Source organism: Micromonospora cabrerizensis (assembly GCF_022230955.1).
In the GTDB taxonomy this organism is placed as follows: Bacteria; Actinomycetota; Actinomycetes; order Mycobacteriales; family Micromonosporaceae; genus Micromonospora; species Micromonospora cabrerizensis.
Genome location: NZ_JAKKFI010000107.1, coordinates 42,334 through 57,687 on the forward strand (window position 1 = coordinate 42,334; position 15,354 = coordinate 57,687).

Below are 15,354 nucleotides of genomic sequence, written 5' to 3' on the forward strand. Positions count from 1 at the left end.
TCAGCCCTCCCTTTTGCGGGGCAAAGCGGTGATCCGGAGATCCGGACCGATCTGCGTAACGTCGACGAACTCCAGATCGATGGCCTCAGCGATGGTGCTCACTCCGGCGTCGATCAGGGCGGTCGGGCCGGCGCCGAGCAACCGGGGCGCGACGTACCCGACGATCTTGTCGACGAGGCCGGCCCGCAGGAACGCGCCGGCCAGCCGGGGGCCGCCCTCCAGCAGCACCGCGCGGACCCCGCGCTGGTGCAGCGCCGCGAGCAGCGCCGTCAGGTCGACCCGGCCGTCCGGGTCGGCGCCCACCTCGTCGGCGGTCGCGATCCACGTCCGCGCGGCGCCGTCGCGGACCCGGGCGTCAGCGGGGGTACGACCCGAGCTGTCCACCACCACACGCAGCGGCTGCCGGATGGCCAGGCTGCCGTCGCGCAGGTTGCGAGCGGTCAACCGGGGGTCGTCGGCGAGCACGGTGCCCACCCCGGCCAGCACCGCGTCGACAGTGCCACGCAGCGCGTGCACGTCGATCCGGGCCGCCTCCGAGGTGATCCACATGCTGGTGCCGTCCAGCGCGGCCGAGCGCCCGTCGACGGTGGCGGCGTACTTCCAGATGACGTACGGCCAGCCCCGGCGCATCGAGGTCAGCCAGGCGACGTTGCCGGCCTCGGCCTCCTCCCCGCGTACCCCCAGGTCGACACGGACCCCGGCGGCGCGCAGGGTGGCGGCGCCGCCGGACGCGACCGGGTTGGGGTCGGGCACGGCGATGACCACGCGGGCGACCCCGGCCTGGACGAGCGCGGAACTGCAGGGGCCGGTGCGACCGGTGTGGTCGCACGGTTCCAGAGTGACGACTGCGGTGCCGCCCTTGGCGCGCTGCCCGGCCTGCGCCAGGGCGACGATCTCGGCGTGCGGCCCGCCGGCGTACGCGTGGAAGCCCTCGCCCACGACCTGGCCGTCCTCGTCGAGCAGCACGCAACCGACCACCGGGTTGGGGCTGGTCGTGCCGAGCCCGCGCGCCGCCAACTCGATCGCACGCCGCATCGCCTCATCGACGGAGACGCTGGCCATCGCGCTGCCCCTGCCCTCTCACTCGCCGTCCGCGCGCGGCGGTCAGGGAGGCTGCGGCCATGGGGCCGCGGGCAGGCGGAGGCGGAGTCCGGGAACGGCACAGCCGCCCCGGGGGGGCTCGGCACGGCACGCTGAAGCCAGCGGCCGGCTCGGACCCGTCCGTCCCGCGCGCTGTCTCCCATCCGGACTGTCTGGGCGCGGACGAACCGCCCCCAACCGTCGGCCCCGGATTTTCACCAGGTCCACCGGGCGGCCGAAGCCGTCCGGGTCGCGGGCTGACCACGGTTGGACCGTGGATCACCGCCGGTTCGGAATTTCACCGAGTCCCGCCAGCGCGTGGTGGGTTATACCGGCAGTCTTACACGCCGATGCGGGTGCGCCGCCACCTAGGCGAGGTACTTCACAGCGGTATCACGCGTCAGGTGACGCCGCGACGCCGGTCCACGGCCACGTACGAGCCCGGCTGGCTCTTGGCGACCGTCTTCATCTCCGAGGCCACCGCGATGGCTTCGAGGGGGTCGGTGAACCGCTTGCCGGCGTCGGAGAGGGACACCCCGATGGAGAGCGTGACCAGGGCGGCGCGCCGGATGTTGCCGCGCCGGTCCTTCAGCTCGACGAAGCCGCGCTCCCGGTCGGTCGCGTCGTAGAGCGTGTCGGCCGACTTCTCGAAGTCGACCACCGCCCGCGACGTCAGCGAGCGGACCTGGTCCGGGGCGCAGACGATCACGAAGTCGTCGCCGCCGACGTGACCGAGGAAGGCCGGTGGCAGCCCCACCGCCACCACCGCCCGGTGCAGGCTGCGGGCCAGCGCGGAGATGAAGTCGTCACCGCGGACGAAGCCGTACCGGTCGTTGACGCTCTTGAACCGGTCGATGTCGATGTAGCCGACCGCGTAGTCGACACCGTTGCGGACCCGGTCGCTGATCTCCCGACGGATCCGGCTGTTGCCGGGCAGCCCGGTCAGCGGGGAAACCTCGCGGAACTCCTTGTTGCGGCGCAGCGTGGACGAGACCCGGGCCACCAGCTCGGCGGTGTCGAACGGCTTGACCAGGTAGTCGTCGGCGCCGGCACTGAGCCCGTGCACCTTGTCGACGGTCATGCCCTTGGCCGTCAACATGATCACCGGAATGGCGGAGGTCATCGGGTCGGCGCGCAGCCGCCGCGTCAGCTCCAGCCCGTCGATCCGGGGCATCATCAGGTCGATCACCGCCAGGTCGGGACGCTGGCGTTCGATGACCTCGAGGGCCTCCTGGCCGTCGCTGGCGTGGATCACCTCGAAGCCGTGCAGCCGCAGGTTGAACTCGACGAAACGGGCGATGTCCTCGTCGTCGTCGACGACGAGGATGATGTCCTTGCGGTCGTCGTCGGGGTCCACGTCAGGCGCTCGGAGCCGCGCGTTCCGCCAGTGCCCGCAGGTGCCGTACGGCCTCCGCCGGGTCGGCGGCGCCGTAGACGGCGGTGCCGGCCACGAACGCGTCGGCGCCCGCGGCGGCGGCCTGCTCGATGGTGTCGGCGGCGATCCCGCCGTCCACCTCGATGCGCAGCTCCAGGTGCCCGGCCGAGATGTGCCGGCGGGCGGTACGCACCTTGTCCAGCAGTTGCGGGATGAACCGCTGCCCGCCGAAGCCGGCCTTGATCGTCATGATCAGCAGGGTGTCGAAGCTGGGCAGCAGGTCGAGGTACGGCTCGATCGGGGTGTCCCGGTCGATGGCCAGGCCAGCCTTCGCGCCGGCCGAGCGCAGGTCCTTGGCCAGCGCCACCGGGTCGTCGGACGCCTCGGCGTGGAAGGTGACGTTGTACGCCCCGGCGTCGGCGTAACCGGGGGCCCAGCGGCGTGGGTCCTCGATCATCAGGTGCACGTCGAACGGCATCGCGGTGACAGCCCGCAGGCTCTGCACGACGGGCAGCCCGATGGTCAGGTTGGGCACGAAATGGTTGTCCATCACATCGACGTGCAACCAGTCCGCGGCGTCCTCGACGGCACGGACTTCTTCGGCGAGGCGGGCGAAATCGGCGGCCAAAATGCTCGGCGCGACGATCGGCGGCGGTACGGTCACGTGGCCAGTGTACGAACGTCGCGGCCCGCAACCCGCATCGCGCCACCTTCGGGGACGCGCTGTTACCCCGCAGTGACCAGTGGTGCAGAATTGGTCACTCCGGACCGCCGTTTCCGGACGAACAGACGTCAGTGGCTGGCCGATCGACGGAAAGGCGACGACACTCCAACCGGGACTGTGCCGTAGGCTGCACGCCCGCCGGGGTCTCGCCGCGGGGCGCGGTGACCGGCCGCCAGCACCCGGAAGGGCGGACGATGCGACGGTGGCTTCCAGCGCTGGCGCTGGCCGGCGTCACCACGATGCTGCTGGCCGGCTGCGCGCCGGCGCGAGGCGCGGACGGTGACCTCACCGACGACTGGCCGGTGCTGCGGGCCCCGAAGCCGTTCGCTCCCGCCGCCGACACCTGCCTGCCCCGGATCATCCCGGTCGTGCAGGCCAGCACGTACGAGACGGTGGACTGCGCGCGCAACCACCTGGCCGAGACCATCCACGTCGGCACGTTCGTCGGGCCCGACGCGCTGACCGAGACCCGGCCCGAACCCGGTTCGACGGCGCTGCGCACCGCCCGCGCCGAGTGCGACCAGCGGGCCCGGGAGGTGCTCGGCGGCGACTGGCACACCGCCCGGCTGGCGCTGTCGCTGGCGTTGCCGTCCGCACCCGCCTGGTCCGGCGGCGCGCGCTGGTTCCGCTGCGACCTCAGCGAGACCGGCAGCATCGACAACACCCGCCCGGTCAACCGCACCGGCAGCCTGCGCGGGGCGTTGATCGGCGACAACCCACTGACGCACGGCTGCTTCGACCCGAAGCTGATCGGCGACAACCTCAACTACATGGCGCCGGTGCTCTGCACCGAACCGCACCGCGCCGAGTTCGTGGGCGTCTACGAGGAACGGGACATGAGCTGGGCCGAGTTCAGCAGGTCCGCCGCGCAGGCGCACCAACGCTGCATGCAGTTGATCGCCGAGTTCGCGTCCGTGCCGAACAACAGCGACCTGCCGTACCGGGCCGGGTCCATCTACTACCCACCGTCGCAACGCGAGTGGGAGGAGGGCGACCGGGGCGTGCGGTGTTTCCTGTGGAGCGACGACCGCAAACTCACCCGCTCGATGCGCGGTGCCGGTCCGGAGGGACTACCGGCGATCTGAACAACGGTGCCGTATGCTGCTGCGCCGTGGCGCTACCGACCGGCGAGGTCCGGCCGGAGGCCACCAGCGGCGGGAGGTCGGGGATGCGACGGTGGTTGGCGGCGTTCGCCGGGGGTGCGGCCCTGGCCCTGGCACTGGCCGGGTGTGGCGCACCCGCCGGGGTCGACCGTGATCTCATCGACGACTGGCCGGCACCCGTCGCGGCACAGCAGTTCGTTCCCGCCGCCGACGTCTGCCACCACTCCTCCCAGCAGGTTGGCTTCCTGAGCGGTTACAACCCGATGCCGTGCACCGAGGCCCACCGGGTGGAGACCATCCACGTCGGCACGCTCACCGGCCCGGGCGCCGAGCGCGACGCACCGCCGCAGGCCGGCTCGGTGGGTATGCGGGCCGCGCAGAGCGCCTGCGACACCGAGGTCAACAAGGCGCTGGGCGCCGACTGGCGGTCCGGGCGAGTCGGCGTGGCCGTCGTGCTGCCCTCGCCACAGGCGTGGTCGGGCGGGGCCCGGTGGTACCGCTGCGACGTCACCGAGATCGCCAGCATCGACGACACCGCTGTCGACCTGCGCACCGGCAGCCTCCGGGGCGCACTGACCGGAGCGGCGCCCCTGGCGTACCGCTGCTTCAACCCGAAGGTGGTCAAGGACGACATCGACGAGATGGTGCCGGTCTCCTGCACCGCCACGCACCACGCCGAGTTCGTCGGGGTCTGGCAGGCGCCGGACATCACCTACGCCGAGTTCTCCCGCACCGTCAAGCGCACCCACCGCGCCTGCCAGTCGATGATCGCCAAGTACGCGAAGGTACCGGACAACTCCCAGCTCGACTTCCGCGCCGGGACGATCTACTACCAGCCGTACGAGGAGGAGTGGAAGAACGGCAACCGTGGCGTGCAGTGCTTCCTCTGGATCTCCGACCGCAAGCTGACCCGCTCGATGAAGAACGCCGGCAACAAGGGCCTCCCGGTCACCTGAGCGTCCCCGAGCGCGAAGAAAGGGCCCCTCGGGGCCCTTTCTTCGCGCTCAGCGGTGTCGGTGCGACTCAGCCTCGGCGCAGGACGGCGAGGAACATCGCGTCGGTGCCGTGGCGGTGCGGCCAGAGCTGCACGGTCGGCCCGTCACCCAGACCCGGCATACCGGCCGGCAGCAACGGCCGGGCGTCCACGAAGTCCACCGCGACGCCGCTACGGCGGGCCGCCTCGGTCACCGTCACGTGCGTCTCGACCGTGTGCGGCGAGCAGGTGACGTAGGCGACCAGACCACCGGGGCGGACCGCCCGCAGGGCCGCGCCGAGCAACTCCCGTTGCAGCCGGGTCAGCGGCGGCAGGTCCGACGGCTGACGACGCCAGCGCGACTCCGGGCGGCGGCGCAACGACCCCAACCCGGTGCACGGGGCGTCCACCAGCACCCGGTCGAAGTGCTGCTCGGGCAGCTTCGGGTCGCCACCGACCTCACGGCCGTCCATGGTCAGCACGGCCACCGGCAGGTCCCGGGTCGCCAGGGAGACCAGCCGGGCGCGGTGCTCGGCCACCTCCACCGCGGTCACCCGGGCACCACGCTGCGCGGCCAGCGCGCCGAGCAGCCCGGCCTTGCCGCCCGGGCCGGCGCACAGGTCCAGCCAGCGCCCGTCCGGGCCGTCCAGTGGCGCGTCGGCGAGCGCGGCGGCCACCAGCTGGGAGCCCTCGTCCTGGACGTGGGCACGGCCGTCGACCACCGCCGGGATGTCGCCCGGCGCGCCGCCGGGCAGATAGACGGCGTACGGCGAGAAGGCACCCGGTGCCCCGCCGACCTGGTCGGCCAGCTCGACCGGGTCGATCAGCCCCGGCCGCGCGCACAGGTGCACCGGCGGGCGCTCATTGTCCTCGATCAGGAGGCGCTCGGTCTCGCCCAGATCGCCGTCGAGCGCCTCGGAGAACGCCCGCACGATCCACTGCGGATGGCTGTACGCCAGTGCGAGGTGCCCGACCGGGTCGGTCTCCATCGGTGGGGCGAGCTTCGCCACCCAGGCGTCCGAGTCACGGGTGGACACCTCGCGCAGCACCGCGTTGGCGAAGCCGGTGGCGCCCGGCGCGACCGAGCGGACCAGGTCCACGGTCGACGAGACGGCGGCGTGCGCCGGCACCCGGGTGTGCAGGAGCTGGTACGCCCCGAGCCGCAGCGCGTCGCGGACCGGCGGGTCGATCCGGGCCACGTCCCGGCCGGCCGCGTCGGTCAGGATCGCGTCCAGCGTGCCCAGGTGGCGCAGGGTGCCGTAGGTCAGTTCGGTGGCGAAGGCCGCGTCCCGGCCGAACAGCCCCTCCTCCCGCAGGATGATGGGCAGCACCAGGTTGGCGAACGCGTCGTCGCGGTGCACCGCGGCAACGGCCTCGTACGCCGCTCGGCGCGGTCGGTCCAGAGGTGGCCGGACCGGCCGGCGGTCTCCGCCACGACCCGCGGGCGGGCCGGAGCGGGTGGGGCGGGTGCCCTCAGGGGCTGTCACGCGAAATCCTCTCCAGTGCCGACCCGGACGCCGCGCGCCCAGTCGGTCGCGCCCATGGCCCGTTTGCCCGCGGCGCGGACCTCGCCGAGGCGCACCGGCACGGTCGCCGTGCCGCTCAGCACCCGGGACTTCTCCACCAGCAACTCCCCCGGCTTCAACTCCGGGCCGTCGGGCACCGGCACGACCGGGCCGAGCTTCACCCGCTCGCCCCGGAAGGTGGTCCAACCGCCCGGCGCCGGGGTGCAGGCCCGGATCCGACGGTCCACGGCGAAGGCCGGGTCGCTCCAGCGCACCCGGGCGTCGTCCACGGTCAGCTTCGGTGCCAACGACACCCCGTCGGCGGGCTGCGGCTCGGCCCGGGCGGTGCCGTCGGCGATCGCGTCGAGCACCGCCACCAGCAGACCGGCACCGGAGTCGGCGAGCCGCTCCAGCAGGTCGCCGGAGGTGTCGGCGGCCCGGATCTCGTCGGTCAGGGTGCCGTAGACCGGGCCGGTGTCCAGGCCCTCCTCCAACTGGAAGACGCTGGCACCGGTCAGCTCGTCCCCGTGCAGCACCGCGTGCTGCACGGGCGCGGCACCGCGCCACGCGGGCAGCAGCGAGAAGTGCAGGTTGATCCAGCCGTGTCGGGGGATCTCCAGGGCGGCCGGCGGCACCAGCGCGCCGTAGGCGACCACCGGCACGCAGTCCGGCGCGAGCGCGCGGAGCCGGTCGAGGAACTCGGGGTCGCGGGGTCGGGCCGGGGTGAGCACCTCGACGCCGTGCTCGTCGGCCCACTCCCCGACCGGGGACCGGGACAGGCCACGCCCACGGCCGGCGGGCGCGTCGGGTCGGGTGACCACGGCGACCAGCTCGTGCCGGGAGGCGGCGACGGCAGCCAGCGCGGGCACGGCGACGGCCGGCGTACCGGCGAAGATCACGCGCACCCGGTCACCGACCCAGACCGAACGGGTCGCTGATGTGCGGGCTGAGCTTGACCGTGGGCGGGGCCGCCGCGTCGTACCAGTCGGCCTGGCGGATCGCCTTCATGGCCTCCTTGCGACCGGCGGCGTCCAGCCGGTCGAGGAAGAGCACACCGTCGAGGTGGTCGGTCTCGTGCTGCACACAACGGGCCATCAGGCCGCTGCCGACGATCTGCATCGGGTCGCCGAACGAGCTGAAGCCCTTGGCGATGACGTTCTGGCGGCGCTTGGTGTCGAAGTAGAGCCCGGGGATCGACAGGCAGCCCTCCGGGCCGTCCTGCTCCTCCTCGTCGGGAAACTCGAGCACGGGGTTGACCAGGTGCCCGAGCACGTCGTCGACGTCGAAGGCGAACACCCGCAGGCTCACACCGAGCTGCGGGGCGGCCAGGCCGGCGCCGTTCTGCTCACGCATCGTGTCGGTGAGGTCGGCGACGAGCCGACGCAGCTCGGCATCGAAGTCGACCACCGGATCGGCCGGCGTGCGCAGCACCGGATCCCCAAACAGACGGATGGGCTGAACGGTCACGCGGGGTGGCTCCTTCACGGGTCGGACGAGGGGTGCCGTACCAGTCTACGGAGTGCCCCGCCGCGCGCTGGCCGGCGTACCTCGATCGGCGACGGCCGGTGTGCCCAGCGTCACCGGTGGACCCGGTGTGAACCGGTCACGAGCCCCGCATCGACGCGGTCCCGACGGCCGACCCGCTCGTCGGCGGGCGTCAGCCCTACGCCCCCGGCTCAGCCTGCCCCCGGATCAACAGATCACGCACCCGCTCGCTGTCCGGGTGGCCGAGGTCGTCGAGGATGCCCAGGGCCCGCCTCCAGGTACGCACCGCACCGGTCCGGTCCCCCGCCGCGTGTCGGCTCTCGCCGAGCCGGGACAGCGTGTCCGCCTCGTCGTAGCGGTCACTGACCCGCCGGTACAGCCGCAGCGCCCGCTCGTAACACCGGATCGCCTGGCCGTGGTCACCCAGCCGAGCGTGGATGAAGCCCAGACTGTCCCAGGTGTTCGCCTCACCGTGCCGGTCACCGGTCGGGCGCAGCAGCGCCAACGCCTGCCCGCAGTGCGCCAACGCCGGCCCGTACTGGCCGAGTTGGGCGTGCGCCCAACCCACCGCGTTGCGGGCGCTGGCCTCCCCGGCCCGATGGCCGGCGGCCTGGTACAACACCAGGGCACGCTCGCCGTGGTCGAGCGCCTCCGCGTACCGGCCGAGCCCGTCGAGCATCGCGCCGAACGCCCGGTGGGTACGCGCCTGCCCGGTCTGGTCACCCAACGCCTCGAAGATCATCAGGGCCCGGCGGTAGTGGCGCGCCGCCTCGTTCACCCGGCCCAACCGGTACAGCACCCGGGCCAGGTCGCGGTGGGCGTTCGCCTGGCCGAGTCGGTCGCCCGCCCGCCGCGCCCCGTCCAGGGCGGCCTGCTGGGCGAGGACCAGGTCCGGCCAACGCCCCCGACGTTGCAGGAAGTCCACCAGCGTCCAGGCCAACTGCCAGGCGTGCCCGTCGAACCCCGCACGCCTCGCGTGTGTGACGGCTGCCAGGAGCACCGGGTACTCGGTGGTGAACCAGGCGAGCGCCTGACCGTGGTCGGTGATCTCCTCGGGCAGCACCCCCGGCGGGGCAGCCGCCAGGGTGACCGGGTCCCGCCCCGGCTGGAGCAGCAACGCGGCCGCGTGCGCCGTGTGCAGGTAGTGGTCCAACCCTCGTCGGATCGCCGCCCGTCGGGCCTCCGGTGGTTCGAGACGGTCGGCCCGATCGGCCGCGTACGCCCGGAGCAGGTCGTGCGCGCCGAACCGGCCGGGGGCATACTCGGTGACCAGGTGCGCGTGGGCCAGCTCCGCCAGCAGTCGGGGCACCTGGGCCCGGGGCAGCCCGGCCAGGCTGGCCGCCGCGGCGACGCCGATGTCCGGTCCGGGGTGGCAACCGAACAGACGGAACAGACGCGCCGCCGCGGGTGTCAGGCTCCGGTACGACCAGGAGAAGACGGCCTGCACGTCGGTGCCGGCGTCCCCACCGTCGAACGAGTCCAGCGGGCACGTCGCCTCGCGCAGCTCCGCGGCGAGGGTGGCCAGCGGGAACGCGGGATTCGCCGCGCCCCGGGCGGCCAGCACGGCCAGCGCCAGCGGCAGCCGCGCACAGCGCTCGATGATCTCGTCCACCGCCTGCGGCTCGACGGCCAACCGCTGCGGGCCGAGCCGGCGGGCCAGCAGTTGCCAGGCCTCGGCGGCGCTGAGCAGGCCGACATCGATCGGCCGGGCGCCCTCGGCGGCGACCAGGCCGGCGAGCCGGTTGCGGCTGGTGACCAGGACCAGGCAGCTCGGGCTGCCGGCCAGCAACGGTCGAACCTGGCCGATGTCGCGGGCGTTGTCCACCAGCACCAGCATCCGGCGGCTGGCCAGCAGGCTTCGGTAGAGGCCCACCTGGGCGGGCAGGTGGGTGGGGATTTGTTCGGGCGGTACCTCGAGGGCCTCCAGGAAGCCCCGTACCGCCTCGACGGCCGTCACCTCCGTCCCGGTGGCGTCGAAACCGCGCAGGTCGACGTAGAGCTGGCCGTCGGGGAAGCGGTCGGCGACCCGGTGCGCCCAGTTCACCGCCAGCGTCGTCTTGCCGACCCCGGCCGTGCCGGACAACGTCAGGATGGTGACCGGCGCAGGCCCGCCGTCTGCGGAAGCCTGGGAGCTGGCGCACGCCGCGTCGAGGTGGGCGAGCTGGGCGACGCGCCCGACGAATCCGGGCAGTGCCGGAGGCAGTTGGCGGGGCACCGGCAGCCGGGACGAGGTCGTACCGGCCCGGGCCGGCCCGGTGGCCGCTCGTCCGGCGGTCGCCGGGTTCCGGGTCGGGCGTCGACGTCGCTCCTCGACCCGGTCCCGGGCGGTGGCCAGCACCCCCTGCTCAGCGGGCGTCGCCCCGAGCAGCCGGATGAGGGCGTCGAACCGCTCCGGCGGAGGCAGGATGTTGCCGGCGAAGTACTCCCCGAGGATCCCGCGCGACCAGCCGGTCTTCGCGGCCAACTGCCGGTACGTCAGCTGGGTCTCGCCCTGCTGTCGGGCTTCGCGGCGGCGCAACTGGCGCAGCAGCCCGGCCAGTTCCGGCAGCGTCTGCGCCTCGGCACAGGCGCGGACCAGCTCGAAGCCCTCGGGCGAGACCTGTGACGTGTGATGAGTGCTGGAAGGCACCCGCTGGTCGGACATGCGGCCCCCGCCCCCCGGTCACCCGGCCCCCCGGATGCGCACGGGCAGGCTAAATCCGGCCGCGCGGCATTCGATAGGTGAGCGCCGATGTCTGACAGTTCCACTTCGGACCACGGACCGTCCGGCCGTGTCCGGCGGTGTCCAGCCCCGTCCAGGATGCGGCACCCGGAGCACAGGTCGCGTGCCACCGTCCTGATGCGGGTTCGGCCCGCTCCACAAGACCTGGGGGAAGAGGTAACTGATGATCCGTCCACACCCGACCGGCCGGCGGTCCACCACGATGCTGCGGCGCGTCGCCGTGGCCGCGTTCGGCCTCACACTGCTCGTCGCGGGCATGACCGCCGCACCGGCCACCGCCGCACCGGGCGGCAAGGCCGCCACCACCGGATCGTTCGTCGACAGCACACCGGTGCCCGGCGGCTTCGCCTCCTGGACGGAGCTGCTCCGGTTGCAGCAGCGGATGAATACCGCCGCAGCGCGCATCACGAACACGGCGGAGCGCAGCGCGAACTCCGGCTTCGCCGGCGTCGTCGCCGACCCCACGACCCGGCAGCTCCAGGTCTACTGGAAGGGCGAGCCGCCGGCCAACCTGGTGGCCGTCGCCCGGTCCACCGTCGCGACCCGGGTGTTGCCCGCGCCGTACTCGCAGCGCGAACTCGTCGCTGCTGCCGACCGGCTGCGCGCCGCGGCCGGCGACAGGATCACCACGGTCGGGCCGCGCGCCGACGGCGCGGGCCTGCTCGTGGGTACGCAGGACGGCCTGCTCGGCGCGACGGCCCTCGCGGGCGTGCCGGTGACCGTGCAGACCGGGGTCGCCGCCGCGCCCGCCACCCGCTGGGACGACACGGCACCGTGGTGGGGTGGCGCCGCGTGGCGCAACACCGCCACCGGCGGTGGCTGCTCGACCGGGTTCGGGGTCTTCCAGGGCGGGGTGGCCCGGATGCTCTCCGCGGCGCACTGCGCCAACCTCAACGTCCTCGCGACCGACCCGACCGGGCAGACCATCGGCATCGTCGGCACCCGCAACACCGGCACCGACACCCTGCTCCTCGCCGGCAGCTCGGGCGGCCGGGTGTTCAACAACAGCACCAACGCGGCCGGCGCGGTGGTCAGCGAGTTCAGCAACCAGGTGATCGGCGCGCAGGCCAGCCAGGTCGGCAACTTCGTCTGCACCTCCGGCGCGTACTCCGGCACCCGCTGCTCGATCCAGGTGAAGGCCCGGAACCTGTGCATCAACGTGCGCAACTTCGGCACGGTGTGCGGCCAGGTCCAGGCCGAGAGCACGACCCGCACCAACGCCGTCGGCCAGGGTGACAGCGGCGGCCCCGTGGAGATCGTCAACCCGGCGAACACCCTCCAGGTCTGGGCGACCGGCACCAACACCGCCATCGACGACACCAACACGGTGACGACCTGTACCGGCTACGTCACCACCGGCCGGGTCTGCGCCTGGCGGATGTACTACGAGGACATCTTCTCGGGCATGGCCGGAGTCGGCGCCTCGGGCGTGGTGCTCGGCTGAGGCAGCCCGGCAACCTGCCGTTGTCGCTCTGAAGGCCGGGTCGGTGCGCATCCCGCGTGCCGGCCCGGCCCCTCGCTGTGCCGCCGTCGGCCGGGTACCGGCCTACGGAGTCCCGGGCCGCGCGACGGCCGGTGTGCCCAGCGTCACCAGCAGGCTCTCGTAACCCCGCAGGGTCAGCCGGGTCCGGTGCCGGGGCGGCTCGACCAGCGCCAGCTCGGGGAGGCGGCGCAGCAGCATCGGGAACGCCAGCTGCGCCTCCAGCCGGGCCAGGCCGGCACCGAGGCAGTAGTGCGGGCCGGCGCCGAAGGACAGCGGGTGCGCCTGGTCACGCGTCGGGTCGAAACGCTGCGGGTCGGGAAACCGGCGCGGGTCCCGGTTGGCCGCGCCGAGCAGCAGCAGCGCCGCGCTGCCGGCCGGCAGGTCGAGCCCGCCGCAGCGCACCGGCGCCCCGCTGATCCGGGTGGTCAGCTGCACCGGCGAGTCGTAGCGCAGCAGCTCCTCGACGTACGCCGGGGCGAGCGTGGGGTCGGCGCGCAGCTCGGCGGCGGCGGCCGGGTGACCCAGCAGAACGACGAGACCGTTGCCGAGCAGGTTGGTGGTGGTCTCGAAGCCGGCCACCAGCAGCACCACCAGGTTGGCCAGCAGTTCGTCGCCGGTGAGCCGGTCGCCGTCGGCGTCGTGCACCTGGACCAGCGCGGTGGTCAGATCGTCGGCCGGTGCCCGCCGCCGGGCGACGATCAGCTCGACGAAGTAGTCGCGCAGCTCCGAGGCGCCCGCGTCGGCGACCGTCAGCTCCTCGGGGGTTATCTCCGGCTCCAGCACCCCGGTCAGGTCACCGGCCCAGCGGCGGAACAGCGGCCGGTCGGCCGCGGGTACGCCGAGCAGCTCGCAGATCACGCCGACCGGCAGCGGGTACGCGAAGTCGGCCAGCACGTCGACCGGAGCGCCGCCCTCGGCACGGGCCACCATCGCGTCGAGCAGTTCCTCGGCCAACGCCCGCACCACGTCGCGCATCCCGGCGATCCGGCGCGGGCTGAACGCGCCGGCGGCCAGCCGACGCATCCGGCTGTGGTCGGGCGGGTTGGTCCGCAGCATGGACCGGGCGATCGACGACACCGCGGGGCTCTGCCGCCAGTTCGGCCAGACCTGGTCCCGCAGCGCGTCGTCGAGCACGCCGAGCCGGGAGTCGCGCAGCAGCTCGTCGGCCTCCGGGTAGCCGGTCACCACGTACAGGCCCGGCGACGCCTGCACCACCGGCCCGTGGGCGCGCAGCCGCTCGTACGTCGGGTACGGGTCGACGCGCCCCTGCGGCGACATGAGCAGTGTCAGCGCCTCGGCAGCCTCCATGGCCGGCCTCCCCCGTCGATGCGTCGGAGGTCCCATCATCCCGGTGCGGCCGCCATCCGGCAGCCCTCGACGCGTGCGGCCGACGCCGTGCGGCCGACACCGAGCGCTCAGGCGCCGACGGGTCAGGCGCCTGAGCGCTCAGGCGCGGACGTTCAGCGCTCAGGCGCCGACGGCCGGGTCCCCGGCGAGCACCGCGTCACCGCGGAGCAGCGCGGGCTCGGGCAGCGGCAGCTGGATCTTGTGAGCCGCCTCCCAGTCGTAGATCAGGCCGGGACGGACCTGGGCGGCGAAGTAGTCGATCGCCGTCATCCCACCCACGACCGGCTCGTCGACCTCGGCGACCAGTTGGGCGGGGACCATGGAGAACCCGTTCTGGAGGGCGGCGCTGAGGCGGCGGTGACCGTCGACGACGAAGAAGTACTCGCCGGTGAACCCGATCTTCAACGGTTCGAGGGCCTCGTCGCCGGCCTCGGCCACGTCGCCGACGAAGTCGGTGTCCCACAGACCGCGCAGCGTGGCGATGTCCTCGGTCGGGTAGACGCGGGCCGGGTCCAGCAGCAGCAGCGGCGGGCCGTCGCGCAGCACCTCGGCGCCGAGCGTCCCCTCGTACGCGGCGACGATGTGCTCGATCACCTCGCTGGCGGACGCCCGGGTGGTGTCACAGATCAGGTCGTAGTTGCGCAGCCGGGCCTTGTCCACCCCGTAGCGGATGATGAAGCGGCTGCGCTCGCTCGCGCTGCGCTCACGGAGCTTGGCCTTGGCCTCCTCCAGGGAGGCGTAGCTCTCCGCCGGCCCGGACGGTCGGGCGAGCACTCGACGGGCCGCCTCGCCCGGCTCGGTGATCATGTGGACCTTGAGCGCGTCGGTGAAGAAGTGCCAGGCCAGCCGGGAATCCATGATCAGGCGCTCACCGGAGGCGGCGATGTCCCGCTGAAGCTGGTCGACGTAGCCGTCGACAGCCTGGTCGAGCTCGGCGTGCAGGTTGAGCTGCAACGCGGTCATCTGCCGCTGCTGCGCCATCTCCCGGTAGAGGTCCCCCACACTGACCCGGCGCATACCGAGCCGCTTGGCGATCTCGACCGACACGGTGCTCTTGCCGCTGCCGAGGTCGCCGTTGAAGACGATCGATTGTCCAACGGTCACGACTGGTCCACCCCTGATCACCGGATCATTGACATCATCGACATCGCGCCCGAGCAACGCGTTACCGCCATCGTCGCGCCGTCCTGCGGCGGCCCCGACTCGGCGCGTCTGACGCTCCGTCGCGACCTGGAGCCGCCGTACGCCTCGGCATGACGGGCGATGCTACCACTCGGGCGCCACCACCTTGCCGGACGCGGTGTGCGAGGGCCCATCCGGCGGACGGGCTGCGGCACGGCCGGCACCGCCGGAAACAGTCAGAAGAGGCTCAACGGGTCGACCTGGAGACGGACCGGGTCGGCGGCCTTGCGGGCGGCCCGAACGCCGGCAGCCGAGTGCAGCGCGTCGGCGAGCGCGGCAGCCCGGGCCCGGGGCACCCGGACCAGCATCCGCTCCCGCCCCTCCTCGGCCGGCACCGGCCCGCGCACCTCGGCGTCCTCGCGCAGCCGCGGCCCG

Annotated in this window: 12 protein-coding genes, 1 pseudogene and 1 riboswitch; of the genes and pseudogenes, 3 read left to right on the forward strand and 10 right to left on the reverse strand. The window is 73.3% G+C overall.

The genetic code is table 11. The features are described 5' to 3' along the window. The 3 genes from ribD to rpe all read right to left on the reverse strand — a co-directional run bounded on the left by ribD (position 1) and on the right by rpe (position 3,119). The gene (gene ribD, locus LADH09A_RS28370; RefSeq protein WP_238648744.1) at positions 1–1,062 is read right to left on the reverse strand and encodes a bifunctional diaminohydroxyphosphoribosylaminopyrimidine deaminase/5-amino-6-(5-phosphoribosylamino)uracil reductase RibD; all 1,062 of its coding nucleotides are present in this window, start codon (positions 1,060–1,062) and stop codon (positions 1–3) included. Between the two features lie 166 nt (positions 1,063–1,228). After that, positions 1,229–1,400, reverse strand: a riboswitch (FMN riboswitch). An 80-nt stretch (positions 1,401–1,480) separates the two neighbouring features. After that, entirely contained in the window at positions 1,481–2,437 is a 957-nt protein-coding gene (locus tag LADH09A_RS28375) for a response regulator (protein ID WP_238648745.1), read from the reverse strand. 1 nt (position 2,438) lies between these two features. Continuing rightward, positions 2,439–3,119 (reverse strand): ribulose-phosphate 3-epimerase, encoded by a 681-nt coding sequence (gene rpe / locus LADH09A_RS28380; RefSeq protein ID WP_238648746.1) that lies wholly within the window; start codon positions 3,117–3,119, stop codon positions 2,439–2,441. A 254-nt stretch (positions 3,120–3,373) separates the two neighbouring features. On the opposite strand from rpe, the gene LADH09A_RS28385 reads away from it, so the two are divergent. Together LADH09A_RS28385 and LADH09A_RS28390 are read left to right on the forward strand one after the other, a co-directional pair. After that, a complete protein-coding gene (locus LADH09A_RS28385; protein ID WP_238648747.1) occupies positions 3,374–4,264 on the forward strand; it encodes a septum formation family protein in 891 nt (296 codons plus the stop codon). A gap of 83 nt (positions 4,265–4,347) precedes the next feature. Continuing rightward, a complete protein-coding gene (locus LADH09A_RS28390) occupies positions 4,348–5,238 on the forward strand; it encodes a septum formation family protein (RefSeq protein WP_238648759.1) in 891 nt (296 codons plus the stop codon). Positions 5,239–5,305: 67 nt separating this feature from the next. Here the strand turns inward: LADH09A_RS28390 and LADH09A_RS28395 are convergent, their stop codons facing one another. The 4 genes from LADH09A_RS28395 to LADH09A_RS28410 form a co-directional block, all read right to left on the reverse strand. After that, entirely contained in the window at positions 5,306–6,784 is a 1,479-nt protein-coding gene (locus LADH09A_RS28395; RefSeq protein WP_274530292.1) for an RsmB/NOP family class I SAM-dependent RNA methyltransferase, read from the reverse strand. Further along, on the reverse strand, positions 6,739–7,665 hold the full coding sequence (fmt, locus tag LADH09A_RS28400; RefSeq protein ID WP_238648749.1) for a methionyl-tRNA formyltransferase: 927 nt from the start codon (positions 7,663–7,665) through the stop codon (positions 6,739–6,741). The genes LADH09A_RS28395 and fmt overlap by 46 nt, the downstream gene beginning before the upstream one ends. A gap of 4 nt (positions 7,666–7,669) precedes the next feature. Beyond that, positions 7,670–8,227 (reverse strand): peptide deformylase, encoded by a 558-nt coding sequence (def, locus tag LADH09A_RS28405; protein WP_238648750.1) that lies wholly within the window; start codon positions 8,225–8,227, stop codon positions 7,670–7,672. Positions 8,228–8,423: 196 nt separating this feature from the next. Then, positions 8,424–10,874 carry an ATP-binding protein gene (locus tag LADH09A_RS28410; RefSeq protein WP_238648751.1) on the reverse strand — a complete coding sequence of 817 codons (2,451 nt, stop codon included), beginning with the start codon at positions 10,872–10,874 and terminating at the stop codon, positions 8,424–8,426. 256 nt (positions 10,875–11,130) lie between these two features. Here LADH09A_RS28410 and LADH09A_RS28415 point away from each other — a divergent pair, with 256 nt between their 5' ends. After that, entirely contained in the window at positions 11,131–12,411 is a 1,281-nt protein-coding gene (locus LADH09A_RS28415) for a chymotrypsin family serine protease (protein ID WP_238648752.1), read from the forward strand. 102 nt (positions 12,412–12,513) lie between these two features. Here LADH09A_RS28415 and LADH09A_RS28420 read toward each other — a convergent pair whose 3' ends face one another. The 3 genes and pseudogenes from LADH09A_RS28420 to LADH09A_RS28430 form a co-directional block, all read right to left on the reverse strand. Continuing rightward, complete coding sequence (locus LADH09A_RS28420; RefSeq protein WP_238648753.1) at positions 12,514–13,758, reverse strand: cytochrome P450; 1,245 nt, start codon at positions 13,756–13,758, stop codon at positions 12,514–12,516. 159 nt (positions 13,759–13,917) lie between these two features. Further along, positions 13,918–14,901 (reverse strand): AAA family ATPase, encoded by a 984-nt coding sequence (locus LADH09A_RS28425; protein WP_238648754.1) that lies wholly within the window; start codon positions 14,899–14,901, stop codon positions 13,918–13,920. Between the two features lie 254 nt (positions 14,902–15,155). Next, positions 15,156–15,354, reverse strand: a pseudogene (locus LADH09A_RS28430) (primosome assembly protein PriA); the annotation flags it as partial.